The sequence below is a fragment of the Actinokineospora fastidiosa genome (assembly GCF_014648415.1).
In the GTDB taxonomy this organism is placed as follows: domain Bacteria; phylum Actinomycetota; class Actinomycetes; order Mycobacteriales; family Pseudonocardiaceae; genus Actinokineospora; species Actinokineospora fastidiosa.
The window spans coordinates 35,975-60,565 of the sequence record NZ_BMRB01000004.1 but is presented as its reverse complement, the minus strand read 5'-3'; the positions used below and the strand labels follow the sequence as shown (position 1 = coordinate 60,565).

Annotated in this window: 25 protein-coding genes; 12 read left to right on the top strand and 13 right to left on the bottom strand. The window is 71.5% G+C overall.

What is annotated here, in order from left to right:
* The first annotated feature begins 4 nt into the window (after positions 1-4).
* From IEY98_RS22390 to IEY98_RS22370, 5 genes are all read left to right on the top strand, one after another.
* Positions 5-1,417, top strand: coding sequence for an MFS transporter (locus tag IEY98_RS22390; RefSeq protein ID WP_229787230.1), 1,413 nt, complete (start codon positions 5-7; stop codon positions 1,415-1,417).
* A 29-nt stretch (positions 1,418-1,446) separates the two neighbouring features.
* Entirely contained in the window at positions 1,447-1,920 is a 474-nt protein-coding gene (locus IEY98_RS22385) for a carboxymuconolactone decarboxylase family protein (protein ID WP_189212582.1), read from the top strand.
* A 167-nt stretch (positions 1,921-2,087) separates the two neighbouring features.
* Complete coding sequence (locus IEY98_RS22380) at positions 2,088-2,912, top strand: DUF72 domain-containing protein (protein ID WP_189212581.1); 825 nt, start codon at positions 2,088-2,090, stop codon at positions 2,910-2,912.
* Between the two features lie 304 nt (positions 2,913-3,216).
* Positions 3,217-3,573, top strand: a complete 357-nt coding sequence (locus IEY98_RS22375) for a metalloregulator ArsR/SmtB family transcription factor (RefSeq protein WP_189212580.1) — start codon at positions 3,217-3,219, stop codon at positions 3,571-3,573.
* Positions 3,570-4,043 (top strand): SRPBCC family protein, encoded by a 474-nt coding sequence (locus IEY98_RS22370; protein WP_189212579.1) that lies wholly within the window; start codon positions 3,570-3,572, stop codon positions 4,041-4,043. The genes IEY98_RS22375 and IEY98_RS22370 overlap by 4 nt, the downstream gene beginning before the upstream one ends.
* Positions 4,044-4,140: 97 nt before the next feature.
* On the opposite strand, the gene IEY98_RS22365 is transcribed toward IEY98_RS22370, so the two are convergent.
* From IEY98_RS22365 to IEY98_RS22355, 3 genes are all read right to left on the bottom strand, one after another.
* A complete protein-coding gene (locus tag IEY98_RS22365; RefSeq protein ID WP_189212578.1) occupies positions 4,141-4,773 on the bottom strand; it encodes a CHAP domain-containing protein in 633 nt (210 codons plus the stop codon).
* 77 nt (positions 4,774-4,850) lie between these two features.
* Positions 4,851-7,862 (bottom strand): AfsR/SARP family transcriptional regulator, encoded by a 3,012-nt coding sequence (locus tag IEY98_RS22360; protein WP_189212577.1) that lies wholly within the window; start codon positions 7,860-7,862, stop codon positions 4,851-4,853.
* Positions 7,863-8,013: 151 nt separating this feature from the next.
* Complete coding sequence (locus IEY98_RS22355) at positions 8,014-8,601, bottom strand: hypothetical protein (protein WP_189212576.1); 588 nt, start codon at positions 8,599-8,601, stop codon at positions 8,014-8,016.
* Positions 8,602-8,947: 346 nt separating this feature from the next.
* Here IEY98_RS22355 and IEY98_RS22350 point away from each other — a divergent pair, with 346 nt between their 5' ends.
* A complete protein-coding gene (locus IEY98_RS22350) occupies positions 8,948-10,516 on the top strand; it encodes a poly(ethylene terephthalate) hydrolase family protein (protein ID WP_189212575.1) in 1,569 nt (522 codons plus the stop codon).
* Positions 10,517-10,605: 89 nt separating this feature from the next.
* Here IEY98_RS22350 and IEY98_RS22345 read toward each other — a convergent pair whose 3' ends face one another.
* Complete coding sequence (locus IEY98_RS22345) at positions 10,606-11,943, bottom strand: DUF2254 domain-containing protein (protein ID WP_189212574.1); 1,338 nt, start codon at positions 11,941-11,943, stop codon at positions 10,606-10,608.
* Positions 11,944-12,259: 316 nt separating this feature from the next.
* On the opposite strand from IEY98_RS22345, the gene IEY98_RS22340 reads away from it, so the two are divergent.
* The gene (locus IEY98_RS22340; protein WP_189212573.1) at positions 12,260-12,775 is read left to right on the top strand and encodes a hypothetical protein; all 516 of its coding nucleotides are present in this window, start codon (positions 12,260-12,262) and stop codon (positions 12,773-12,775) included.
* Positions 12,776-12,915: 140 nt separating this feature from the next.
* On the opposite strand, the gene IEY98_RS22335 is transcribed toward IEY98_RS22340, so the two are convergent.
* The 3 genes from IEY98_RS22335 to IEY98_RS22325 form a co-directional block, all read right to left on the bottom strand.
* Positions 12,916-14,199 carry an ArsB/NhaD family transporter gene (locus IEY98_RS22335; RefSeq protein ID WP_189212572.1) on the bottom strand — a complete coding sequence of 428 codons (1,284 nt, stop codon included), beginning with the start codon at positions 14,197-14,199 and terminating at the stop codon, positions 12,916-12,918.
* 79 nt (positions 14,200-14,278) lie between these two features.
* On the bottom strand, positions 14,279-14,737 hold the full coding sequence (locus tag IEY98_RS22330; protein WP_189212571.1) for a CBS domain-containing protein: 459 nt from the start codon (positions 14,735-14,737) through the stop codon (positions 14,279-14,281).
* 26 nt (positions 14,738-14,763) lie between these two features.
* Positions 14,764-15,027 (bottom strand): cation:proton antiporter regulatory subunit, encoded by a 264-nt coding sequence (locus tag IEY98_RS22325; protein ID WP_189212570.1) that lies wholly within the window; start codon positions 15,025-15,027, stop codon positions 14,764-14,766.
* A gap of 158 nt (positions 15,028-15,185) precedes the next feature.
* Here IEY98_RS22325 and IEY98_RS22320 point away from each other — a divergent pair, with 158 nt between their 5' ends.
* Both IEY98_RS22320 and IEY98_RS22315 read left to right on the top strand, forming a co-directional pair.
* Positions 15,186-16,139 carry a sensor histidine kinase gene (locus tag IEY98_RS22320; RefSeq protein WP_229787228.1) on the top strand — a complete coding sequence of 318 codons (954 nt, stop codon included), beginning with the start codon at positions 15,186-15,188 and terminating at the stop codon, positions 16,137-16,139.
* Entirely contained in the window at positions 16,136-16,780 is a 645-nt protein-coding gene (locus IEY98_RS22315; protein ID WP_189212568.1) for a response regulator, read from the top strand. Before IEY98_RS22320 ends, IEY98_RS22315 begins: the two co-directional genes overlap by 4 nt.
* 101 nt (positions 16,781-16,881) lie before the next feature.
* On the opposite strand, the gene IEY98_RS22310 is transcribed toward IEY98_RS22315, so the two are convergent.
* The 4 genes from IEY98_RS22310 to IEY98_RS22295 are packed head-to-tail and all read right to left on the bottom strand — an operon-like array spanning position 16,882 to position 20,629.
* Positions 16,882-17,106 carry a hypothetical protein gene (locus tag IEY98_RS22310; RefSeq protein WP_189212567.1) on the bottom strand — a complete coding sequence of 75 codons (225 nt, stop codon included), beginning with the start codon at positions 17,104-17,106 and terminating at the stop codon, positions 16,882-16,884.
* Positions 17,107-17,154: 48 nt separating this feature from the next.
* The gene (locus IEY98_RS22305) at positions 17,155-18,171 is read right to left on the bottom strand and encodes a sporulation protein (protein ID WP_189212566.1); all 1,017 of its coding nucleotides are present in this window, start codon (positions 18,169-18,171) and stop codon (positions 17,155-17,157) included.
* Positions 18,172-18,224: 53 nt separating this feature from the next.
* A complete protein-coding gene (locus IEY98_RS22300; RefSeq protein ID WP_189212565.1) occupies positions 18,225-19,271 on the bottom strand; it encodes a hemolysin family protein in 1,047 nt (348 codons plus the stop codon).
* Positions 19,268-20,629 (bottom strand): hemolysin family protein, encoded by a 1,362-nt coding sequence (locus IEY98_RS22295; protein ID WP_189212564.1) that lies wholly within the window; start codon positions 20,627-20,629, stop codon positions 19,268-19,270. Before IEY98_RS22295 ends, IEY98_RS22300 begins: the two co-directional genes overlap by 4 nt.
* A 163-nt stretch (positions 20,630-20,792) precedes the next feature.
* Between IEY98_RS22295 and IEY98_RS22290 the strand changes: the two genes are divergently transcribed.
* From IEY98_RS22290 to IEY98_RS22280, 3 genes are read left to right on the top strand one after another with little or no spacing between them, the layout of a single operon-like run.
* A complete protein-coding gene (locus tag IEY98_RS22290) occupies positions 20,793-21,191 on the top strand; it encodes a helix-turn-helix domain-containing protein (protein WP_189212563.1) in 399 nt (132 codons plus the stop codon).
* A gap of 23 nt (positions 21,192-21,214) precedes the next feature.
* Positions 21,215-21,478, top strand: a complete 264-nt coding sequence (locus tag IEY98_RS22285) for a GlsB/YeaQ/YmgE family stress response membrane protein (protein WP_189212562.1) — start codon at positions 21,215-21,217, stop codon at positions 21,476-21,478.
* A 52-nt stretch (positions 21,479-21,530) separates the two neighbouring features.
* On the top strand, positions 21,531-22,310 hold the full coding sequence (locus tag IEY98_RS22280) for a class I SAM-dependent methyltransferase (protein WP_189212561.1): 780 nt from the start codon (positions 21,531-21,533) through the stop codon (positions 22,308-22,310).
* Between the two features lie 169 nt (positions 22,311-22,479).
* On the opposite strand, the gene IEY98_RS22275 is transcribed toward IEY98_RS22280, so the two are convergent.
* On the bottom strand, positions 22,480-23,442 hold the full coding sequence (locus tag IEY98_RS22275) for a glycosyltransferase family 8 protein (RefSeq protein ID WP_189212560.1): 963 nt from the start codon (positions 23,440-23,442) through the stop codon (positions 22,480-22,482).
* 109 nt (positions 23,443-23,551) lie between these two features.
* Positions 23,552-24,580, bottom strand: a complete 1,029-nt coding sequence (locus tag IEY98_RS22270; RefSeq protein WP_189212559.1) for a LacI family DNA-binding transcriptional regulator — start codon at positions 24,578-24,580, stop codon at positions 23,552-23,554.
* Between the last annotated feature and the right edge of the window lie 11 nt (positions 24,581-24,591).

Genomic DNA, 24,591 nt, shown 5'->3' with positions numbered 1-24,591 from the left:
CACCATGACCGCACAACCCCGTCCCAGCCTGGCGCTGCTGGTGATCGCCGCCGCGCAGCTGCTGATCGTGATGGACGGCACGATCGTGACCGTCGGCCTGCCCGCCATCGGGACGGGCCTGGGCATGGCCGAGACCGATCTGGACTGGATCCTGACCGCGTACGCGCTGGCGTTCGGCGGCCTGCTGCTCGCGGGCGGGCGCGCGGGCGACCTGCTCGGCCGCCGCAGGCTGTTCCGCGTCGGACTGGTGGTGTTCCTGGCCGCCTCCGTGCTGGGCGGCGTGGCGCAGAACGGCGGCATGATGATCGCCGCGCGCGTGCTGCAGGGCATCGGCGGCGCCCTCATCGCCCCGGCCGCGCTGTCCCTGCTCGCCGACACCTTCCCCGCCGGACCGGCGCGCAACCGGGCGCTGGGCGTGTACGGCGCGATGGGCGGCCTGGGCGCGGTGGTCGGCCTGCTGCTCGGCGGCGCGCTGACCGAGTACCTGGGCTGGCGGTGGATCATGTTCGTCAACGTCCCCTTCGCCGTCCTGCTGCTCGTCGGCACCCTCGTGGTGGTCCCGGGCACCCGGCAGCGCGGGGGCATCGACCTGCTGGGCGCGGTCACCGCGACCCTCGCGCTCGGCTCGCTGGTCTACGCGATCAACCGGGCCGGGTCCGACGGCCTCGACGGGCAGACCCTGGCCTTCGGCGCGGCGGGCGTGGCGCTGGCCGTCGCGTTCACCGTCATCCAGCGCCGCGGCCGCGACCCGATGCTGCCCGCGGGATTGCTCGCCGACCCGGGCAGGCTCGGCGCGAACCTGGTCATGCTGCTCATGGGCGCGGGCCAGCTGGCCACGTTCTACTTCCTCACGCTCTACATGCAGTCGATCAAGGGCTACCCGCCCATGATCACCGGGTTGGCGTACCTGCCGTTCGCGATCGGCATCGGGATCGGCTCCGGCATGGTCGGGCCCCGGCTGCGGGCCCGGACCTCCGCCCGGACCACCCTGGCGTCCGGCCTGGCGGTGGCGGCCGTCGCGATGGGCTGGTTCAGCCTGCTCACCCCGGACCAGAACGCCCTGGCCACCCTGCTGCCCGCCCAACTGGTCGCCGGGATCGGCCTGGGCATCGGCTTCGTCGCGGCCACGATCAGCGGCGTGCAGGGCGTCGCCGCCCAGGACTCCGGCATCGCGTCGGGGCTCGTCAACACCAGCCAGCAGATCGGCGGCGCGCTGGGCCTGGCGGTCCTGGCGGGCATCGCAGGCGCCGCGGGCGCGGCCACAAGGGACGCCATGACCGACGGCTACACGACCGGTCTGCTCGGCGCGGGCGGGTTCTACCTGGTCGCGATCGTCGCCGCCGTGGTCCTGCTCCGGCCGCGAACCCAGTCCCCCACACCGGTCACATCCGCGGCGCCCCAACCGTCAGTGCAGTGAGAACACCGAAACCAGGAAAGGAAACTCCCATGACCGAGTCCCGTCTCCCCAATCCCGCCAAGCTCGTCCCGGAGCTGGGGAAGGTCGCGGGCGCGCTGTTCGAGGCCACCGGCAACGGCTCGATCCCTCGAACCACTGTCAGCCTGGTGCAGCTGCGCGCGGGGCAGATCGTCGGAAACACCTATCTGACCGTCCTGCACACCGGCAACCTGCGCAAGGCGGGCGAGACCGACGAGCGCGTCACCGCCGTGGCGTCCTGGCGGGACGCCCCCTACTTCACCGAGGCCGAGCGGGTCGCGCTGGAACTCGTCGAGGCCGTCCTGACCCCGAACCCGGACGGCGAGCGCGTCCCCGACGCCCTCTACGCGAAGGCGTCCGAGCACTACGACGACAAGGCGCTCGCCACGCTCGCCATGGCGATCGGGCAGGTCGGCTTCTTCATCCCGCTGGCCCTGATCGGCAAGCCGCTGCCCGGTGTCGCCCCGGCGGAGCAGTGGAGGTAGCGAGCCGACGAGGGGACGAGGACGCGACCGCGCCTCGTCCCCTCCGGCTCGTCGCCTGCGAGCGGGGAGGGCGGCGACGTTCGCTTCTGCCGCCGGACCTGGGCCGCAGTAAGCTGATCACGTTCGATGGGAGGTGAGAAGTGGCACGTCTCAACGTCGGTTGCGCGATGTGGACCCACAAGGCGTGGCCCGGGCGGTTCATGCCGCAGTCGACGCCTGCCAAGGAGCGTTTGCGGGCCTACGCGGGCTGGTGCAACGCCGTGGAAGGCAACACCACGTTCTACGCGACTCCCTCCCGGACCACCGTCGCGACGTGGGCGCAGCAGACCGGTCCGGAGTTCCGGTTCGTGCTCAAGCTGCCCAAGGTCGTCACCCACGAGCGCAGGCTCGCCGGGGTCGAGGTCGAGATGCGGGCGTTCCTGGACGCGATCGAGCCCCTGGGCGACCGGGCGGTCCTGTGGACCCAACTGCCGGGCTCGTTCGGCCCACCGGACGTCGACACCCTCGGCCGCTTCCTGCGCAGGCTCCCGGCCGACCGCCAGCGCGCCGTGGAAGTGCGCCACCCCAGGTTCTTCACTGACGCTGACTCGACATCGCTGCTGGAGAAGGTCCTCGCCCACGCGAACGCCGAATGGGTTCCGTTCGACACCACCGTCTTCTTCCAGAACCCGCCGACCAGCGAGGCCGAGCAGGATGCCTGGACCAAGAAACCCCGGCTGCCGAGGCGCACCCGCGCACTGACCGACCGCCCCATCGTCCGCTACCTGGGCCGTGATTGCGCCGAGGTCACCGCCGACGGGTGGCAGCCGTGGACCGAGGTGGTCGCCGAATGGCTGCGCGAGGGCCGTTCCCCGACGATCTTCCTCCACACCCCCGACAACGACGACGCCCCCGCACTCGCCCGCCGCTTCCACGACGACGTCCGAGCGCTGGTGCCCGCCCTCGCCGCACTGCCCGAACCAGAGCCGGTCGAACCCGCCACCCTGTTCTGAGGCCCGACAATCGCGGTCTGGGGCCTGGGAAAGGGCGGGGCACAGGAATTCGACACCGCCAAGTCGTGGCACGACACGCAGACCGCGCTCCTCGGGAGCGTGGTCGACATGCGGGCGCCACCCTGCACCGGGTCGACCTGGCCGACGCGTGGCTGCACTGCGCGGCTTCTCCCGGGCCGACCTGCGGGGCGGGGACCTGTCCGCGCACGGGACTCCCCGCTATCGCCGCCCGTTGATGGCGCCTAATGCCACGACCGCGCAGTGGCACCTTGATGACGCGTAACCAGTAGGTTACGCTTCTGTCGTGGACCTCGTGGCCAGCGCGATCGCCGACCCCGTGCGCCGGGACATCCTGGAGATGTTGCGGCACGGCCCCATGCCCGCGGGCGCGATCGCCGAGCGCTTCGCGATCAGCAGGCCCGCGGTGTCGCGGCATCTGCGGGTGCTCAGGGAGAGCGGGCTGGTGCGCGACGACGCCGTCGGCAGGCAGCGCGTCTACGCCCTCGACGCCGCGCCGCTGGCCGACATCGCCGAGTGGATCGCGCGGTTCGGCACGCCGCCGGAGTGGGAGCGGCGGCTCGACGCGCTGGAGACCGAGGTCCACCGCACGCGCCGGGACCGGCGCGCCAGCCCAGAGCTTCCCGAGGAGAACACGGCATGACCCCCACCGGCAGGTTGTTCGGCACCGATCTGGTGCTCACCCGCACCTTCCGCGCCCCCGCCGAGGACGTGTGGGCCAGCGTCACCGAACCCGAGCGCACGGCCCGCTGGTTCGGCGCATGGGAGGGCGAGGCCCGACCGGGCGCCACCATCAAGGTCCAACTCGGCTTCGAGGACGGCGCGCCCTGGTGCGAAGCCCAGATCGAGGAGTGCGCGGCGCCCACCAGGCTCGCACTGTCCATGACCGACGAAGCAGGCAGCTGGCACCTGGAGGTGCTGCTCACCGAGACCGGCGGCACGACGGAGCTGAAGCTGGTCCACCACCTGGAGAACGTCGACTCCGTCGGCGAGGTCGGCCCCGGCTGGGAGTACTACCTCGACCTCCTCGTCGCCTCCCGCGAGGGCACGCCGCAACCGTCCTTTGACGACTACTACCCGGCCATGAAGCCCTACTTCGAGAACCTGCGCTAGCCAACGCGCCTGCCCCCCGCAGTCGCGGGATGCAGCGACCGCGCAAGCGAAATCGGCGTCACGACCAGGCAGGTCGTGACGCCGATCCACCGAGGCCTCAGCCCTTGGGCGACGCGTAGCCCGAGACGGTGCCGTCCGGGGTGAACGTGCGCTCGGCGACGTACATCGAGTTCTTGCCGCTGTTGCCGGAGATCACCGTGATCTTGCCGGTCTTGGTGTTGACCTTGGTCACGATGCCGACGTGGCTGGCCCACGTGCCGCTGCTGTTCAGGTTGTAGACGATCGCGTCACCGACCTTGACGCCCTTGATGCTCTTGCCGGGGTTCCAGGTCTTCTTCGTCTTGCCGTACTTGTAGAGGCTCGCCGCCGCCGGGGTGATGCCCGAGGTCGACGCGCCCGCCTGCTTCCACACGTACTTCAGGAAGTCCGCGCACCACGCCTCGGACTTCCACCCCTTCGGGCAGCCCTTCGTCGAGCCGCCCCCGACCTTCCCGCTGTAGTAGTTGCAGTTCTTAGCGCCCTTCTCGCGGTTGCGGGACTTGTTCGCCAGCTCGCTCTTAGCGATCGAGACGATCTTGCTCCGCAGGGACGCCTCCGCCTGGACCGCGGCGCTCACCGCCTGCGTCTGGCCCGTGCCCGCCGTCTGCCCCTGCACCGCTGCGGTCGACGCGCTCGTGCTGAGCGCGAACAGCGCCGCGACGAGCGTCAGCACCTTGGTGATCCTCGACATCGCTGCTCCATCCCCTTCCTGTCGGCTGGTCGTCGTCGACCAACACCGACAACGGTCGGGGAGCCTGCTTGAACGACCTATGGACGATCCTGGAACGCGCCGGTCACGTGCCCGGCGCCGCCGCGGACCGCGCGCGCCTCGGCGAAGGCCCGGCGCGCCGCCGCCGGGTCGACCTGCTCGTAGGCCCGGCCGAGCGACTCCAGGGCGGCGGCGTGGTAGGAGTGCCATCCCCGGGTGCGCCACAGCGCGACGGACTCCTCCAGGTGCGTCACGGCGTCGTGCGGCCGGTTCTCCGCCAACGCCAGCAGGCCCAGCAGCTCCAGCCCCTCGGCCGTGTGGTGGGTCATCCGGTAGCGGCGGCTCAGCGCCAATGCGCGCTCGGCGTCGCCGCACGCCCGGTCGCGGTCGCCCCGCAGGTGCAGGCGCGCGGACGCGAGCAGGGTCAGCACCTCGGTGTAGCAGTCGCGGTGGGCGCGCGCGATGGACAGCGACTGGTCCAGCAGGCGGCCGCTGACCTCGAACTCGCCCGCCTCCCGGTACCCGATGCCCGCGAACTGCAGCGCCGTGGCCTCCCAGCGCGGGTTGCCCAGCTCGCGCGCGTGCACCAGCGCGCGTTCGGCGTGCCGGATGCCCGCCGTGAACTCGCCGCTGTCGTGGTGCGCGACGGCCAGCGCCAGTTCGGCTCTGGCCCGCCCGCCCACGTGGCAGGCCCGCTCGGCCATGGCCAGCGCCGCCTCGGCGGTGGCCACGGCCTCGGCGTGCCTGCCCGCGGCGGTCGACGACCACGAGTGCATCACGGCGACGTCCGCCGCGCCCGCATCGTGGCCGAGCTCGGTGAACAGCTCCCACAGCGCGACCGCGGCCATCCGCAGCTCGCCCATCGCCTCGCCCGACCCGCCTGCGATCCAGGTCGTGACATCGAGCAGCCCACGCCGCATCACCGCCTCGCCGAGCCGGTGGCCGTGTGCGACGCACACGTCGAGCACCTCGCTGTTGAGCGCGCGCCAGTCCGAGTACATGCCGCGCAGGTCGAAGTACTTCTCCAGGCAGCCTGCGAGGTCGAACGCGAGGTCGACCAGCCCGGACCGGCACGCCTGGCGCACCGCGGCGAGCAACGCCGGGCGCTCCGCGTCGAACCAGGCGTCCGACCACTCGCGCGGCAGGTCGGGAACCAGCCCGTCGATCGGCGGGCGGTGCGCGGAGCCGCTGATGCGCGCGTAACAGGGGCCGGGCACGAACTCGGCCATCCGCTCGGCGATCGCCAGCCATCCGCCCAACGCCCGCTCGACCGCGTGGGCGCGCTCGTCGGGGGTCTCCTCCTCCGCGGCACGCTCGGCCGCGAACAGCCGGACGAGGTCGTGGCAGCGGTACCGGTACTGCCCGACAGGGTCGGCCTCGGACACGGTCAGCAGGTGCGCGTCGACCAGCGCCTCGGCGTGCCCGACCGCCTCGTCCAGCGGCAGTTCGAGCAGTACCGCGACCACCCACGGCGGGAAGTCCGGCACGGCGATCAGCCCGAGCAGGCGCAACAGCCGCCGGGCGGGCGCCGCCAGGTCCGCGTAGCTCAACGCCAGGGAGGCGCGCACCTCCAGATCGCCGACCGCGAGCTGGTCGAGCCTGCGGCACTCGTCGCGCAGCTGCGCCACCATGTGCTCCAGCCGCCAGGTGCGCCGGGCGGCCAGCCGCGCCCCGGCGATCCGCACGGCGAGCGGCAGCCCGCCGCACAGCGCGACGATCCGCTCGGCAGCGGCGGGCTCGGCCGCGACGCGCTGGGCGCCCACCAGCTTCGTCAGCAGCGCCACGCCCTCGTCCGGGGTGAAGACGTCCAACTCGACGCACTCGACGCCCTCGGCACCGGTCGGCTTAGCGCGGCTGGTGATCAGGACAGCGCACGTGCCCGTTCCGGGCAGCAGCGGATAGACCTGCTGGGCCGACATCGCGTTGTCGAGCACGATCAGCACCGTCCGGCCGCGCAGCAGCGTGCGGAAGACGTCGCCCCGCTCGGCGGGGTCGGCGGGGATGGCGCGGTCCGGGACGCCGAGCACCCGCAGCAGCCGGGCGAGGACGTCACCGGGCTTCGCGTCGCCGAGGTCCACCCAGAGCTGCCCGTCCGGGAACCGGTCGGCGACCCGGTTGGCGACGTGCCGCACGAGCGAGGTCTTGCCGACCCCGCCCATGCCGACGACCGCGACGACGCGCCCGCCGGTGATCGACTGCTCGACCAGCCGCGCGGGCTGCCCCGCCCGGTCGGTGAAGTCGAGCACGTCCGGCGGCAGCGTGGCGGGCGCGGACCAGGTGATGGCCGCCGACGGCTCGGCGCCGCCGCCCCCGGAGTCGATCCGCAGCAGCTCCGGGTCGTCCGCCAGCACCCGCGCGCGCAACTCGACCAGGGCGGCCCCGGGGTCGACCCCCAGCTCGTCGGCCAGCAGCCTGCGGGTCCGGTCGAGGCAGGCGAGCGCGTCGGCCTTGCGGCCCAGGCGGTGCAGGGCCAGCGCCAGGTGACCGGCGGCCCGCTCGTCGAGCGGATCGTCGGCCGCGCACGCCGACGCGACGGCGAGCGCGTCGGCGTCGCGGCCGCAGCGCAGCAGCAGGTCGCCCAGGTCGAGCCGGGCGACGGCGTGCTCACGGTGCAGGGTGGTCCGCTGCGCCGTGAACCAGGCGCTGTCGGTTCCGTCGAACGGCTCGCCCCGCCACAGGCCCAGCGCCTGCTCCAACACCTCGGCGGCCGCGGCTGGGCGCGGGGTCGCCTTGGCCTGCGCGACCAGCCTGCGGAAGCGGTGCAGGTCGACGAGGTCGGGATCGATCCGCGCCACGTAGCCGCCCGGATGCCGCTCGATCAGCGAGCATTCCGACTCCGAGGGCAACGCCCTGCGCAGCCGCGAAAGGTAGCTGTAGAGGGTGGTTTGCGCACTGCGCGGCGGGTCCTCGCCCCAGACCCGCTCCAGGACCCGCGCCACCGGCACGACCCGGTCCGCGTCGACGAGCAGCGCCGCGAGCACGTGCCGCTGCTTCTGGTGTCCCAGGTCCACGACGTCCGAACCCAGCCACGCCTCGATCTGCCCCAGCAGGCTGAACCTGATCGCCCCCACCGGCCGCCTCCTCGCGGGGGAAGGCTACCAGCCGCCGAGAGCCGCTGACAGCACAGTGATCAGGAGAAATGGTGGGATTCAAGGATTCTTCATGACCGACGCCGTAGACTCGCTCCCCATCGCCCTGCTGTTCGCCCTGCTCAACGGTCGTTCATCGCGACGACCTGCGACCTCGACGAGTACGTCCCCGGGCGCTCCACACCAGCGTGTGCGATTTCCTCCTGAGGGACTCCTCCCCCGCCTGCTGGTCCAGGCGGTCCGCGCCTGACCACGGGGAGCGGGATTGGCCGCGCAGCGACCCGACCCCAGCACGCGGAACGCCGCGCAGCAGCCGGTCTCCGGAAAGCGGTGGCCTCCGCCGTGCGACGGAGGCCACTGTGTCCGATGAGGACAGACCTACTTCAGGCCGTACGCCCTGATGATGGTCTGTGCCTGAGCTGGCGCCGCCCTGCACGATCAACGGCAGGTCACCGCGGCGGGCGTCGTCATAGCCGTAGGACAGCAGCGCCTTCACGTCGAACAGCCTGCGGTCCAGCCTGCCGGACCCGACATCGGCCGCCGCGTCCCGCGGCACGACGAACAGCTCGTCCCGCGTGCGCTGGATCGCGAACGACATCCGTTCCCGCCCCTCGGCGCGGCGCACCAACGGGGAGAGCTGACCGTCCCGCCCTTCGACCAGGGCGACCCTGTCTCCCGACAACAGCGTCACCTGCCCGAGGACACCGCCCACCTGCTCCACGCCTGCACCATCCACTGGCGACCGCGTCTGGGCCGACTCGACGATTGGACGAGGTCGTCCTCCGGGGAAAAGACGAAGGGGAATACCGGGCCGCATTGCAGGAAATCGCCAACCCGATTTCCCGAAACTAACGGACCGTGTCGGCACCGACCATGTCCGTAGCCACACACGCGGTCGCGCCCGGTTGTGCCTTGGCCACGGGATGTGGCTCGCCACATGCAGAAGGGCGCCAAGAATGTGCGCGGACACATGGTCAGGCTGTTTTCCTGTTCATAACATCGACGAAACAGGGTGATCCCGGTCTCCTGTTTTTCCCTGCACCACTTCCTGTTCAGGAGGTTGTCCGATGTCCACAACTCAAGTCCGCGGCCGCGGTGCGGCGCTGCTCGCCGCGCTGACAGCGGTGGCCGCCACCGCGCTGACGCTGGTCGGGCTGTCGCCCCAGGCAACCGCGGACCTGGCCGCCACCACGGCGGCGGAGCACGATCCGGTGATCATCATCCCGGGCATGACCGGCACGACGCAGCACATGGAGCCGATGAGGACCAAGTTCGTCGCCGCGGGGTGGCGGTCGGACCGAGTCGAGACCTGGACCGACAGCACCAGCATGACCGGCGACCTCACCCGGGCCGGGCAGGAGATCGGGCAGAAGGTCGACAGCGTGCTGGCCCGGACCGGCGCCCGCAAGGTCGTGCTGGTGACCTGGTCGGCCTCCACCCTGGCGGCCCGGTCCTACCTGAAGAACGTCCCCGGCGCGCAGGACAAGGTGTCGCTGTACTTCTCGATGGCGGGCCCGCACCACGGCACCACCACCGCCTCCATGTGCCAGTACACCTACGTCTCGTGCAAGCAGTTCGCCATCGGCTCGCCCTGGCTGGCCGCGCTGAACGCGGGCACCGAGGTCCCCGGCTCTCCCGCGGTCCGCTACACCACCCAGCGCTCCACCTGCGACTGGAACGTCAACCCGAGCACGTCCGCCGAGCTAGCCGGAGCCACCAACCTCCAGACGCCGACCTGCATCGGCCACGGCAGCTTCCCCAGCGACACCGGCGTGTTCACCCAGATCAAGAACATCATCATCGACCACGAGACCCAGAACCCCACGACCACCACCACACCGACCACCACCACGAGCGGCCCCACCACGACCACCGTCCCGCCGACCTCACCCTGCAAGTCGGTCAACGGCCAGTGGGACGCCACCGGCCCCTTCGCGGTGACCTCCGCCTCCAACGGCCGTGGCACCACCGTCGTCCGACCGGTCGCACCGGGCACGCTGGGCTGCACCACGCACCCGGTCGTGCTGTGGAACAACGGAGCCCGCTCGAAGCTCGACCGGTACATGCCGTTGCTCAACCACCTCGCCTCCCACGGCTTCATCGTCGCCGCGGCCGAGGGCAACGCGGGCAACGGCGCGCCCATGCTGCAGGGCCTGGACTACCTGACCAGCGAGAACAACCGCGCGGGCAGCCCGCTGCATGGCAAGGTCGACCTGGCCAACGTCGGCGCGACCGGCCACTCCTTCGGCGGCGGCGCCGCGATCGACGCCGGAGCCGACCCCCGCGTGGACGCCATCGCCCCGATCTACCCGCTCGCCACCACCAGCGGCAGCCTGGTGCGCGGTCCCGCGCTGTTCATCGCAGGCCAGAACGACACCATCATCGTGCCCATCGTCGTCCGCACCCCCTACAACCAGGCCACCCAGGTCCCGGCGATCTTCGCCGAGCAGCGCGGCGCCGACCACTACGGCATCCCCGCCCTGCACGGCGCCATCACCTCCTGGTTCCGCCTCCACCTCATGCACGACGACCAAGCCCGCGGCCTGTACTTCGGCCCCGACTGCGCCTACTGCACCTCCGCCTTCTGGTCGGTCTTCGAACGCAACGCCAAGGCCCAGGCCGCCGCGGGGCCCTGACCCCCCGCGCACGACACGGGGAGCCCGACCAGAGCGGGCTCCCCGTCCCCCTTTCGGGACGATCACTCGTCCGCGGCATCGGGTGGCGCTCAACTGGAGCGGGTCTCCCCGCTGCGGTCGCGGTAGGCGGCGCGGAGGTCGCCGGTCAGGGCCAGCCGGACGCGGCGGGCCATGTCCTCGACCCCGTCGACGTCGTACCGGCTGAGTGACGGGTCGACCTCGTCGGTGATGAGGTCGACCTGGACGGCGACGGCTGCCCGCTGGTCGTCGTCGCGCGCGGCGGCTGCGACGTCGCGCAGCATCCGGAGCAGGGCGTTGAGCACGGTGGGTTCGCGGCGGCCGTAGCGGCGGATCTGGCCGCACGCCAGATCGAGGTAGTAGGTGAGGTCCCGGTCCGGGACCACGACCCGTCCCACGCCCCGGTCGTCCTCGTGGAGGGTGCCGCCGAGCCGTCGGCCGGTGGTCTTCACCAGCAGGTCGGACATGTGCCCGACGGCGTGGATCGCGGTGACGGGATCGTTGACGCCGGGCGACAGCGCCTTGACCGCGATGTCGGTCAGCTGGCGGAACCCGAACGCCGCGTCCTGTTCCACCGTGCGCTCGTAGTCGAGCACGACGCCCTTCCGCACACCGGCCTCCACCGCCGGGAGATCGAGGGGCTCGGCCCGGCGGCTCCACGCGGACGCGAGCGGCGTGCCGCGCACGACGTGGTCGCCGGGGCGCACTTCCAGTTCGATCAGGGCGTCCGACGCCGCGGCGGTGCGGAGAAGCTGCCCGATGTCGACGAACCTGACGAAGCCGCTGGACTCGGCGTGAACCGGTTCGCCGACGCCGTCGACGTCCAGCTCGGCAGGCGATCGGGGCCGAGGGTCGCCGTACTCGGGGTAGAACTTCCTGATCGCCCGGTCGGTCTCGTCGTGGACGGCCCGCATCATGGTGTCGACCCGCAGCACCCGCGCGATGTGGGTGATGAAGACCAGGATCGCGGTCAGCACCGCCAGACTCCCCGCGGACGCGATCAACAGCGTCAGGTCGGGCACCGACTCCTCGTGCCCGACGTACCGCAGCGCCGTCACGGCGAACACGAAAGTGCTCACCAGGACGGCCAACACCGCTTTGATCACCCGATCGCGCATGAACTCCCGCAGCAGGCGCGGCGAGAACTGCTGGGAGGCCAACTGCAGGGCGACGATGATCAGCGTGAACGTCAAGCCGGTGACGGTGATCACCGACGTGGCAAGCGATTGCAGGAAGGCCGTCGCGGAGTCCAGGCCGCCGGGCCACCCGAGCGGGTGCTGCCGGTCCAGCCGCACGGGCACCGACACCAGCGCGCACACGAAACCCACCACGCCGCCGACACCCGGCCACAGCCACAACGGCGTCCCCGACCGTTCCGCGCTGGACTGCTTGGCGCTGTTCCTGGCCACAGTGTCAGCTACCCGAACCAGCGACACCTACGCTTCTTGATCCCGCCCACGCTCCTCGATCGGGTGATTCCGTGCCGTGGTCCACGGCTGATGCCCGTGCCGGGCCTGCTGACTTCACGCACGGCGGTCACCGCGCCTGAAGCACGCCTTGGCCGTGACGCGAGTGAGCCCGATCCGCCTCGCCGTGGGTGCCGTCTCCCGGGCATGGCCAGGGAGGATGACCAGCCCCCCGATCACCGTCCGGGCGAGCCGATGGGGCGCGGTGTCGTCGGCCCTCGCCTGACATGGACTCCCGCCCGGCGGGTATCCCGAGGACATGCTGAAGCGTTCGCTGGGTCAGGGTGTGCTCGCCGGGCTGGTCGGGGTGGCGGTGATGACGGTCGCCGAGAAGGTTGAGCAGCGGGTGACCGGCAGGCCCGACTCCCACGTGCCCGGCACGGTGGTGGCGCGGCTGACCGATCGGCCGGAGCGGCGCTCGCGGGCGCGCAACCTCTCGATGCACTTCGGCCAGGGCGCGTTGCTGGGTGTCGTTCGGGCGCTGATGGCCAACGCCGGTCTGCGGGGCCCGGTCGCCTCGGGGATGTTCGCGGTGGTGCGGTTGACCAACGACCAGATCGTCGAGAACGCCACCGGCGTCGGCGCGCCCCCGCAGACCTGGCCGCGCGCGGAACTGGCAGTGGATCTGCTGCACAAGTGCGTGTACGCCTTCGCCACCGGAGCGGTCGCCGACGCGCTGGCCGCGCGGAACGGCCCCGGCCCCGGTCAACAGCACGCCGCGCTCCGCCCCGGCCGCCACTCCGATGTCGGACCTCTCCCGCGAACCGACCGATAGACCTCCGCGGACAGGCCCGAACCCTTGCACCTGCTCCGGCATTACTCAGGTAAGTAACTCACCGCAATAGCCACCCTGCGAATCAGGCAGAGAAGCCAAAGCCAATCCGATTGCATGGCGAGAAGAAGCGCTGCCGTGGGTCAGAAATAGCGGAGCCACACGTACACCCAGGCCAGCGCGGTGCTGAGCAGGGTCACCACGATGCCGTACCTGGTGAACCGCCAGAAGCTGATGCGGTGGCCGGTGCGCGCGGCGATGCCGATGGCCACGACGTTGGCGCTGGCGGCGACGGCGGTCCCGTTGCCGCCGAAGTCCGCGCCGAGGGCGAAGGCCCACCACAGCGCCTGGCCGGTGGCCGGGTCGGGCGCCTCGGCGACGAGGCCCTCCACGACGGGCGCCATGGTGGCGACGTACGGGATGTTGTCGAAGAAGGCGCCCAGCACGCTGGAGCCGAACAGCAGCGCGGTGGCGGCGGCGAGGAAGTCGTCGCCCACCGCGGCTATCGCCCAGTCCCCGATGGCGGCGATCACGCCGGTGTGCACCAGACCGGCGACCATGACGAACAGGCCCATGAAGAACACCAGCGTCGGCCACTCGATGCCTGCGAGCACCTCGGCCGCATCCACCTTGGACACCACCAGCATGACGCCCGCGCCGACCAGCGCGACGACGGACGGCTCGATGTGCACCACGGCGTGCAGCCCGAAGGCGACGACGACCCCGGCGAGCACCAGCATGCAGCGCACGAACAGCCGGGGGTCGGTGATCGCCCGCCGCTCCTGCAGGGCCATGACCGCGGCGACGTGCTCGGGGTTGTACCGGAACTCCTTGCGGAACAGGATCTTGGTGAACAGGGTGAACACCACGAAGATGACGACCACCGGCGGCGCCATGTGGACCAGGAAGTCGGTGAAGGACAGCCCGGCCCGGCTGCCGATGATGATGTTGGGCGGGTCGCCGATCAGCGTGGCGGCGCCGCCGATGTTGGACGCCAGGACCTCGGCGATGATGTAGGGCTGGGCCGGAATGCGCAGCCGGTTGCAGACCACCACCGTCACGGGCACGACGAGCATGATGATGGTGACGTTGTCCAGCAGGGGCGAGGCGATGGCGGTGATGGCCATCAGCAGCACCATCAGCCGGTACGGCTTTCCCCGCGACTTCTTCGCCGCCCAGATGCCCAGGTAGTCGAACACGCCCGTCTGCCGGACCACCCCGACGATCACCATCATCCCGAACAGCAGGAAGATGACGTTCCAGTCGATGCCCTCGTGCTCGGAGAAGAACACCTCCGACCCGGGCACCAGGCCCAGCACCGCCATCAGCCCTGCGGCGATGAGCACGACCTTGACCTTGTCGGCCTTCTCCGTGGCGATGAAGAAGAAGGCCACCAGGAAGATCCCGAGCGCCAGCGGCCCACTCACGATTCGGACTCCATCGGCGACCTCCGGGCACGGCGGAACCGCCCGCCAGCGGTCGCGGGCGGGCTGGGAGCGGGTGGGACTACTCGCCGGAGCCGAACACGGCCAGGCTCGTGAGCAGGCGTTCCAGGGTGATGGCGCCGACGAGCGCGCCGTCCGGGCCGACCACCGCCACCAGCGGGCTGCGGTGCCTGCCCATGAGCGCGGCGATCTCCAACAGCGTCGCGTCCGCGGCCACGGTGACGGGCTTCGCGGGCTTGTCCGGCAGGCAGTCGCCGACGGTCAGGCCGGCCAACTCCTCCCAGAAGGTGTCCGCGTGCGCCTCGTCGATGGCCCTGGCCAGCGCCGGGTCGTCGCGGAAGGTGTCGGGGACGGCCAGGCGCAGGACCTGGGTGCCGGGCAGCACGATGCTCGGCCGCGACCGCTCGTCGACCACCACCAGGCCGGGCAGCCTGCTCACCGCCATCACCCGCAGGGCCTTCGCGACCGGGTCCATCCTGGTGATCGTCGGGACGGTCACGGCGATGTCGGCGGCTCGCATGTCCACACCCCTTCGCGCCGCGGCGGTCACGGCGTGCCCTCCAGGGCCGCGAGCCGCCGCTCGAGCGCGGCCACCCGGTCGACCAGCGGCTTGCTGCGCAGCGTGTCGGCGACCTGGTCGGCCTCGTCGGCCTCCAGGTCCACGGTGAGCGCGGGCTCGTCCCCTCGGTCGTAGACCACCAGGCTCCGACGGGCGCCGGGCCCGGTGACGACGGCGAGGCGGCGCCCACCGCGGGCGAGGAAGTGGTGGACCTTCCCGGTGCCGGGCACCGTGGTGTGGCTGACCTGCATGTCGTCCTCCTTCCGTCCGCCGCTCCAGTGTCCGTCGCGCGCGCGTTCGGCACTATGGGGTCTGACACCCATTTCCGCGGGTCAGCGGCCCGCGACCGACCTGACGTTGGGGGAGGGCACCCATGGACGCCGATGGCGGCAGTGGCCACACTCGACGGATGGGCGCAGCACCGCCGATGCCCACCCGGTCCCTGTTCCGCAGGCTGTCGCTGATCAACGGCCTGGTGTTCACCGCGGGCACCCTCGCCCTCGCCCTCTCCCCCGCGACGGTCTCCCGCACGGTCCTGCAGACCGAGATCGTCGTCCTGGCCGTGGGCCTCGCGGGCATCCTGGCCATCAACGCCCTGCTCGTGCGGCGCAGCCTCGCCCCGCTCAACGGCCTGACCCAGCTCATGCAGCGGGTCGACCTGCTCTCCCCGGTCACCCGGTTCCCCGACCGCGGCCACGGCGACCTCGGCCACCTCGTGGACACGTTCAACGCCATGCTCGACCGGCTGGCCGCCGAGCGCAGCGCCAGCAGCGCCCACGCCCTGGCCGCGCAGGAAGCCGAGCGCGAGCGCATCGCCCGCGAACTGCACGACGAGATCGGGCAGAGCCTCACGGTGGTCCTGCTGGGCCTCAAGCGCGCCGTCGACCGCGCCCCCGCCGACCTGCTCGACGACCTGCACGCGGTGCAGGAGACCGTGCGCGCCAGCCTGGACGAAGTGCGCGAGGTCGCGCGCAGGCTGCGCCCCGGGGTGCTCGCCGACCTCGGGCTGCGCAGCGCGATGAAGGCGCTGTGCGGGGAGTTCGCCGAGGCCAGCGGCATCGTCGTGACCACGGCCATCGGCCCGGTGCCCGAGCGGGGCGCCGACACCGACCTCGTCGTCTACCGGATCGCGCAGGAGAGCCTGACCAACGTCGCCCGGCACGCGGACGCGACCCGCGTCGAGGTGACCCTGACCGAGTCCGCGCTGCGCATCGCCGACAACGGCAGGGGCGGCGCGACGACCGCCGGGGCGGGCATCCGCGGCATGCGCGAACGCGCCCTGCTCATCGGCGCCCGGCTGACCATCGACTCACCCCCCGGCGGAGGCACCACCGTCCGCCTGGACCTGGAGGGCCCCTCGTGACCCAGACCCGCATCCTGCTCGCCGACGACCACGCCCTGGTCCGCCAGGGCCTGCGGCTCATCCTCGACGCCGAGGCCGACCTGCGCGTGGTCGCCGAGGCAGCGGACGGCGCCGAGGCGGTGGCCGCGGCCAAGCCCGACGACGTCGACCTCGTCGTGCTCGACATCGCCATGCCGAGGATGACCGGGCTGCAGGCCACCCGCGAGATCGCCCGCAGGGCCCCGGGCATCCGCGTGCTGATCCTGTCGATGTACGACAACGAGCAGTACCTGTTCGAAGCGCTGAAGGCGGGCGCGTCCGGCTACGTGCTCAAGTCCGTGGCCGACCGCGACCTCATCGAGGCCTGCCGGGCCGCCATGCGCGGCGAGCCGTTCCTCTACCCGGGCGCGGTGGCCACGCTGATCCGCCAGTACCTGCGCGGCGACCGCCCCGGCCTGCCCGAGACCATCCTGACCCCGCGCGAGGAGGAGATCGTCAAACTCATCGCCGAGGGGCACTCGGCCAAGGACATCGCCGAACACCTGGTGATCAGCGTCAAGACGGTGGACCGCCACCGCGCCAACATCCTGCAGAAGCTCGGCCTCCGCGACCGCCTCGACATCGCCCGCTACGCCATCCGCACCGGCCTGGTCGAACCCTGACCCGTCATCCGAGCCCGGTGGCGGGCCCGGCGCTCGATCCTCCGTGAAGACGGCGAAGACCCGCCCCGGTCTCGGCGGGGCGGGTCTTCGGGTCAGCGGTTCTAGCGGGTGCTGGCGTCGAGGTCGGCCAGGGCGGCCGCGAGGCGGAAGTGCTTGTTGGCGCCGAGGTCGCGCACGGTCTTGATGCCGAACGCGGCGGCCAACTTCTCGGCGTCGCCCTCGCTGACCCCGGCGAGCGCGGCCACGGGGGCGTCGAGCAGGTCGGCCAGGGGCAGGTCCTCGTAGGCCTTGTCGAGCTGCTTGGCCAGGTCGGCGGAGATGCTCACGGGTGTCCTTTCCGGTGGGGAGTTGATCTTGATGAAGAGGTTAGCCGGTCACTCCTCGGCGAAATCGTCGCCGCCGTCGTCGCCTTCGAAGGCGTCGCCGATCATGTCGCCGATGATCATGCCGCCGATGGCGCCCGCGGCGGCTCCGGCGATGACGCCGCCCATCCCGGGGCCACGGCGTTCGTGGCCGTGGTGGTGGGGGTCGTAGTGGCCGTGCTGCTGCGGGTGCCCGAAGGCGGGGTTGGGGGCGTGTCCGCCGCCGAAGGCCGGGTTCATCCCGCCGCCGAAGGCGGGGCCCCGGTCGGCGACCTGGGTGAGCCAGTCACCGATGAGCGCTGCCCAGTCGGTGGTCTCGGCCTCGGCGTGGGCGATGTGGAAGCGGCCGAAGGCGTCGCCGCCGGGCTGGAGGAAGCCGCGGCGGCGGTCGGCCTCCAGCACGACCCACACGCCGCCGGGGGTGGCCACGAAGGTCAGCTCGACCTCGGTGACCCGGCCCGCGGCGTGGGCGGGCGGGAAGAACTCGATCTCCTGGTAGAAGCCGAGCTGCTGGGGGATGCCGTGGATGCGGCCGATCTCGACATCGGCCGAGCGGAAGGTGAAGCCCAGCTGGCCGAAGGCGTCCAGCACCGCGTTCTGGGAGGGCAGCGGGGTGATCGTGAGCGGGTCGAGGTCGCCCTTGTCGGGGGCGGCGGAGATGACCAGCTCGGTGCGCACGCCCACGGTCATGCCGGGCAGCTGGGTGGGGCCGACCGCGGTGATCGGGGTCTCCCAGGGCAGCGGGAGCTGGAAGGGGATGTCCAGGCGCTGGTTCGGGGCGACCCGCACTCCCTGCTGGACCACCACCCGGTGGAACTCGGCGACGCCGTGGGCCTCGTGGCCGCCGTGCTCGGCCTCGGCGCGGGTGACCAGGGACAGCACGATCTGGTCGATGGCCGCCTCGGCGCTGCCGCCTTGGATGCTGACCCGTCCAGTGACGGTCTGCCCGGGCATCGCCGTCGGGCTGTCGAGCACGGTGTCGACGGTGGGTCCGCCGACGCCGAAGGCGGAGAGCATTCGTTTGAACACGGAGCGTCCTCTCATGCGGGTAGGGCTCGGCCCGGTCGGACCGAGGGTGTGGGTCAGGAGCGGGTGGGGGTGTCGGTCTCGTCGTCGAACTCGCCGATCAGCTCCTCGAGCAGGTCCTCCAGGGCGGCGATGCCGACGACGGCGCCGTCGTCGGCGGTGACGAGGGCCAGTTGCGCGCGGTGGGCGCGCATGGTCGTGACGGCGGCGGCGACGGGTTCGGTGGCGGGCAGCAGGAGCACGTCGCCCATGAGGTCGCGGGCGGGGACCTCGACCCCCGCCGCGGTGGCGCGCATGGCCTCCCGGACGTGGATCAGCCCGGTGACCCGGCCGCCCGCGTCCATGACCGGAAACCGGGAGCGACCGGAGAGGTGGCTGAGCTTCTCGACCTCGCGGGCGGTGTGGTCCTCGGTGACGGTGACGGTCTTGTCCCGGGGAATCATGACCTGGGCGAGGGTGGTGTTCTGCAGCGCGAGCATGCGGGTCAGCAGGCGCTGCTGGCCCTCGGGGATGGTGCCGTGCTCGCCGGACTGGCGCACCAGCATCCGCAGGTCCTCCGCGCCGTAGCTGTGGGCGAGGGCGTCCCTCGGGTTGACCTTGACCAGCCGCAGCATCGCGTTGGCGGTGTGGTTGAGGCCGGAGAGCAGCCACCGCACCGACCTGGTGAACCAGCGGAACGGCAGGGCGAGCATCCGCGCGGAGGTCTCCGGGTGCGCGATCGCCCAGGACTTGGGCGCCATCTCGCCGACGACCATGTGCAGGAACACCACGATGACCAGGCTCAGGGCGAACGCGATGCCGTAGCTGAGCCCGGTGGGCAGCCCCACGGCCTGGAGCAGCGGGTCGGTCAGCTCCGCGACCGCGGGCTTGGCCAGCGCGCCCAATCCCAGCGTGCACAGCGTGATTCCGAGCTGGGCGCCTGCGAGCATCACCGACAGCTCGTCGATGCCCGCGATGGCGGCCCGGGCGGCGCGGCTGCCCGCGGCGGCGTCGTCCTCCAGCCGGTAGCGCTTGGCCGCGGTGAGCGCGAACTCCGCGGCGACGAAGAACGCGTTGCCCACCAACAACAGCAGGGAGACGGCAAGGGCCCAGCCGACGCTCATCGCTCCACCTCCGCGGCATCGGCCACGGACAGCCGCACGGTCTGCGGCACGTGCCGGGACACGGCGGTCACCTCGATCAGCACGACCCGGCCCGGCCGCGGCTCGTCCTCATCGGACTCGCCGAGGACCGCGGGGAGTTCGACGCGCACGGTGTCGCCGACATGGGTGACCCGGCCCAACTCGTGCAACACCAGCCCCGACACCGTCTCGTAGACGTCGTCACCGGACAGCGGAAGGCCGGTGGCATCGGCGATCTCGTCGATGCGCATCCGTCCCGCAACCACCCAGGAACCGTCCGGCTCGCGCACGATGGCGGGCTCGACGCCGTCGTCCTCGTCGTGGATCTCCCCGACCAGCTCCTCGGCCAGGTCCTCCAGCGAGATCACCCCGGCGAACCCGCCGAACTCGTCCAGCACGACGGCCAGCTGCCTGCGCTCGGCCCGCAGCCGCTCCAGCACCGCGGGCAGCGGCAGCGAGTCCGGCACCAGCAGCGCGGGGCCCGCGATCTCCCGCACCCTCGTGGCCTCCCGCCGCCCGGGCTCCACGGCCAGCACCTCGGCCAGTCCCACCACGCCGACCAGGTCGTCCACATCGGACCCGACGACCGGGAACCGGGAGTGCCCGGTGTCGATCATCCGCACCACCTCGGCCGCCGGGTCGTCGGCGCGCACCGTGTGCACCGCCACCCTCGGGGTCATCGCCTGCCCGGCGGTCAACGCCCGGAAGTCCAGGCCGCGGTCGAGCAGCCGCGACAGCTCGGGGTCCAGGAGCCCGCCAGCCTCGGAGTCGTCGATGATGCGCTGCAGGTCCTCCGGGGTCACCCCCTGCGGCAGTTCCTCCACCGGCTCGATGCCCACCATGCGCAGCAGCTTGTTGGCCGATGCGTCGAACAGGCGGATCAGCGGACCGGCCACCGCCAGGTAGGCCAAGGTGGAGCGGCTCAGCGCGCGGGCCAGCCGCTCGGGCTCGGCGATGGCCAGGTTCTTCGGGAACAATTCCCCCAGCACCATCTGCACGACGGTGGCGAACCCCAACGCCAGCACCACCGAGACCGACAGCGACACCGCCTCCGGCACCCCCGCCGACCCCAGCACCGCGGCCAGGCCCTCACCCAGCAGCGGCTCCGCAACATAGCCCGCCAACAGGGCGGTGACGGTGATCCCGAACTGGGCGCCGGACAGCATGAACGACAGCCGGCCAGCCACCCGGTAGGCGCGCTCGGCGGCCTTGTCGCCGTCCTCGGCGTGCTGCCGCAACCGGCCCCGGTCCACCGCCAGGTACGCGAACTCCTGGGCCACGAAATAGCCGGTGGCCACGGTCAACACCGTGATGGCCAGCAAGCCCCACACGATCAACATGGCGTCGCGCCCTCGCGGGGCAGACGCCCTCTGTACTGCCGGGCCGAACCCGGCCGACTACTACATGCCTCAGCGTCGCCGAACTGCATAAAACCGACACTAGCACGTCGCACTGTATGGTTGCCGGGAACCGTCGAACGACCGCCGCGAAAGGAGGAGGCCCATGCCCGGCGAGCTGCTGCGCATCGGTGAACTCGCCGCGCGAGCCGACGTCACCACCCGCACCGTCGACCACTACACCCGCATCGGCCTCCTCGTCCCCGCCGAGCGCAGCGGCGGCAACTACCGCCTCTACCGCCCCGCCGACGTCGACCGGATAGCCCTCATCCGCGAACTCGAGGCCCACGGCGTGAGCCTCGACGACATCGCAGCGGCCCTCACCGCACCCGGCGCGAACCTGCCCGCCGCCCTCGACCGCGTCGCCCACGACCTGCGCGCACTCCAAGCCGCGGCCGACACCGTCGCCCCCGAGGCCCACGGCCTGCTGGCGGCCATCACCGCCCGCGTCCACAGCCTGATCAACCTCGCCCTGCACATCCCGCCCGACCTGTTCCTGCCCTGACCGCACTCCACCAGGAGGCACACATGATCGGCTTCATCGTCGCCGGACTCATCATCGGCGCGCTCGCCCGACTCATCAAACCCGGCAGGCAGAACCTCGGCATCCTCGCCACCCTGCTGCTCGGCCTCGCGGGCTCGGTCATCGGCGGCACCATCGCCAACCTGCTCGACACCGGCGACATCTTCGAACTCAACGTCCTCGGCTTCATCATCGCCGTCGTCGCCTCCGTCCTGCTCATCGGCATCGCCGAAGCCCTCACCGCCCGCTACCGCCGCGCCACCCGCTGACGCCCCCGGCTTCGCCGCCAGCCCTGGCACCCGAGCGCCGATAGGTGATCGCGTGGAGGAGGCCCAGCGGCTCCGTCACGCCTCGTCGTTCGGCGTGGCGGCGTCCGCGTATGCCGAGCACCGCCCGGACTACGCGCAGGCCGCGGTCCGCTGGGCGCTCGAGCCCGCGTCCGGCCTGCGGGTGCTCGACCTCGGCGCCGGAACCGGCAAGCTGACCGCCACGCTGGTCGCGGTGGGCGCGGACGTGACTGCCGTCGAGCCCGACCCAGCCATGCTGACCGAGCTGCGCCGCGCGCTACCGGATGTCCGCGCCCTGCCGGGCAGCGCTGAAGCGATACCGCTGCCGGATGCCTCCGTCGACGCCGTGCTGGCAGGCAACGCCATGCACTGGTTCGACATGGCCCTCGCGGGACCCGAGATCGCCAGGGTCGTGGCGCCGGGCGGCATCCTGGCAGGCCTGTGGAACGTCCTGGACGACCGAGTCGACTGGGTCGCCGGGCTGGCGCGAGTCAGCGGAAGCGCGGCCATCGGCCCGCGTGACACGCCCACCGGCTGGCGCACCGAGACAGCCGACGTGCATCTGCCCAAGACGGGCGGGGCCGCCCGGTTCGGCGCGCCGGAGCAGGCCGAGTTCCCGCACGGGCAGCGCCGCACCGCCGACTCTCTCGTTGCGACACTGGCGACGCGGGCGGGCATGCTCGTCATGCCGGAACAGGAACAAGAGACCACGCTCGGCCGGATCCGCGCTTTCCTTGCGAGCGAACCAAAAACCGCGGACGGCGAGTTCACCCTCCCGATGCTGACCTGCGTGCTGCGCGTCCGGCGCCTGTGAACTGCTCGCCTGGAACAGGGGCCCGTCGCTTCCGGGTTCATCTCCACCGAGCGGTCTGACGGAGACGGATGACCCGCTACCCGTTTTCGGATGGCCCGGCTTGATCTCTTCCACCTAAAGGGTGATGCCCGTGGGACACAAGGACCTCGTGCGTGGCAGGTGGGCTGAGTCAGCCGATCGACAGCTCCGACTCAGCATTGAGGACAGTGGTGAGATGGGCCTGGTAGAGGTCGTTGGCCGGACCATCAGGGAGCAGGCCGAGCCATGGTTTGGACGGGGTGACGTAGTGCAGGATGGCCGCGTCCGGCTCCTCGGCGAGCAGGTCGGCCATCGGCACGAGGTCCTCGGCGCCGTACTGGATCCACTCCGTGCGGAGGAGCGCCGAGAACGGGAACGCGTTCCACCTGCGGGGAAGCCTGCACCACCGGTCGGCGGCGGCGATGTTGAGAGCATCCTGGTCGTGCAGCCGCAGCATCTCCGAGTGGTCTTCGATCACGCGCAAGGCGCGGTCGAAGACCTCCCCTGCGCCTGCCGAGAAATCCAGGAGCATCACACCGCTGTTGAAGTATTCACGATCGTCTGGGATGCCGAGGGCTCTCCAGCCCGGCGCGGCGCGGCCGTATCGGTACAAGGGGTTGTTCGGATCGCGAACCGCGCCGAACGGCAGCCCGTGCAGGTTCGCGGTGAGCAGGGGGCGCAGGTCGTCCTTGATGACGAGGTCCGCGTCGAGGTAGAGGACCCGGTCGTGCCCGGCCAGCAGTTCCGGGATCGCGAAGCGGAGGTAGTGCGTCAGGGTCGCGCCGAAACACAGGTTGTAGGGCAGGTCCGGCAGCGGGGCCGCACGCAGCTCCACCGACAGGCCGAGCCGGTCGCAGCGCACCCCGATCCGCTCCGCCGACTCTGGTCTCAGGTTCTGGTGAAGGACGGTGACGTGCGCGTGTTCCGCGATGTCCGGATTGCTCTCCCGCAGCGACTGCAACGTCACCAGCAGCGGCAAGCAATAGAGGTCGTTGACGGCGAACACCACTTGGACCTTGTCGTTCCGCATATCACTCACCTTTGCGAACCGAGGGACGACGGCACGGAAGACACCGTGGAACCACCCGCTCAGCGGAAAGCGGGGCCGGAACACCACGTCTCGCCACGAACTTCCGCGATGTTAGGCGACGTGATCGCGGTATCGAAAGTCCTTGGGGTTGCAAGAGATCTGCGGCTACAGCAACATGGGTGACGAGCGGACTTCAGCGTCGCGCGGGCGCGGTCGACGCGCGCACCACCAGTTCCGGCTCGAACAGCAGCTCCTCATCGGTCACCGCGATACCGTTGATCTGCATGGTCAGCAGGTCGACGGCGGCCCGGCCCATCGCCTCGATGGGCTGCCGGATGGTGGTCAGCGGCGGATCGACGCACTTCATGAACGCCGAGTCGTCGTACCCGATGATCGAGACGTCGTGCGGGACCGACAGGCCTTGCCTGCGGACGGCGCGGACCGCGCCGAGCGCCTGCGGGTCGCTCGCGCAGAAGACGCCGGTGATCCCCCGCTTCACCAGCCGAGCGGCCGCCGCCTGCCCGCCTTCCAGCGAGAACATGGCGTGCTCGAACGCCTCGGGCGGCAGATCGAGCCCGCAAGCGCGGGCCGCCGCCGCGAACGCTGCCTGTTTGCGCTGCGACGGCACGTGGTCCTGCGGGCCCAGCACCATGCCCACCCGTTCGTGGCCCAGCGAGGCCAGGTGCGCCAGCGCCTGCTCGGCCGCCACGGCGTCATCGCATGAGGCCCGCGGGAAGCCGAGGTTCTCCACCGCCGCGTTCATCAGCACCGTCGGCAGCTTCCGTTCGCTCAGCCGCCGGTAGTGGTCATGGCCCGCGTCGGCCTGCGCGTGGTGACCTCCGGATAACGCGTAGAGGCCGCCGGCGAACACCACGCCGGACACGTGCTGCTGGAGCAGGAGGTCCACGTAATCGGCCTCGGACACGCCGCCCGCGGTCCGCGTGCACAGCACGGGCGTGAACCCCTGTTGCGCGAGCCCGTTGCCGATGATCTCGCCCAGGGCCGGGAAGATCGGGTTCTGCAGCTCGGGCAGGACCAGGCCGACCAGCCGCGCCCGCTCCCCGCGGAGCTGGGTCGGCCGCTCGTAACCCAGCACGTCCAACGCGGTGAGCACCGCGGTGCGCGTGCTCGACGACACGCCCGGCTTCCCGTTGAGCACCCTGCTCACGGTCGCCTCGCTCACCCCCACCTTGCTCGCGACCTCGGCAAGCCTCTTCTTCATGATCGCAAGTG

Coding starts and splice junctions, on each gene's coding strand:
- IEY98_RS22390 (WP_229787230.1), top strand. CDS start 5: ATGACCGCACAACCCCGTCCCAGCCTGGCGCTGCTGGTGATCGCCGCC.
- IEY98_RS22385 (WP_189212582.1), top strand. CDS start 1,447: ATGACCGAGTCCCGTCTCCCCAATCCCGCCAAGCTCGTCCCGGAGCTG.
- IEY98_RS22365 (WP_189212578.1), bottom strand. CDS start 4,773: ATGTCGAGGATCACCAAGGTGCTGACGCTCGTCGCGGCGCTGTTCGCG.
- IEY98_RS22320 (WP_229787228.1), top strand. CDS start 15,186: ATGGGCGCAGCACCGCCGATGCCCACCCGGTCCCTGTTCCGCAGGCTG.
- IEY98_RS22290 (WP_189212563.1), top strand. CDS start 20,793: ATGCCCGGCGAGCTGCTGCGCATCGGTGAACTCGCCGCGCGAGCCGAC.
- IEY98_RS22295 (WP_189212564.1), bottom strand. CDS start 20,629: ATGTTGATCGTGTGGGGCTTGCTGGCCATCACGGTGTTGACCGTGGCC.
- IEY98_RS22325 (WP_189212570.1), bottom strand. CDS start 15,027: ATGCAGGTCAGCCACACCACGGTGCCCGGCACCGGGAAGGTCCACCAC.
- IEY98_RS22370 (WP_189212579.1), top strand. CDS start 3,570: ATGACCCCCACCGGCAGGTTGTTCGGCACCGATCTGGTGCTCACCCGC.
- IEY98_RS22350 (WP_189212575.1), top strand. CDS start 8,948: ATGTCCACAACTCAAGTCCGCGGCCGCGGTGCGGCGCTGCTCGCCGCG.
- IEY98_RS22340 (WP_189212573.1), top strand. CDS start 12,260: ATGCTGAAGCGTTCGCTGGGTCAGGGTGTGCTCGCCGGGCTGGTCGGG.
- IEY98_RS22330 (WP_189212571.1), bottom strand. CDS start 14,737: ATGCGAGCCGCCGACATCGCCGTGACCGTCCCGACGATCACCAGGATG.
- IEY98_RS22300 (WP_189212565.1), bottom strand. CDS start 19,271: ATGAGCGTCGGCTGGGCCCTTGCCGTCTCCCTGCTGTTGTTGGTGGGC.
- IEY98_RS22380 (WP_189212581.1), top strand. CDS start 2,088: ATGTGGACCCACAAGGCGTGGCCCGGGCGGTTCATGCCGCAGTCGACG.
- IEY98_RS22270 (WP_189212559.1), bottom strand. CDS start 24,580: ATGAAGAAGAGGCTTGCCGAGGTCGCGAGCAAGGTGGGGGTGAGCGAG.
- IEY98_RS22285 (WP_189212562.1), top strand. CDS start 21,215: ATGATCGGCTTCATCGTCGCCGGACTCATCATCGGCGCGCTCGCCCGA.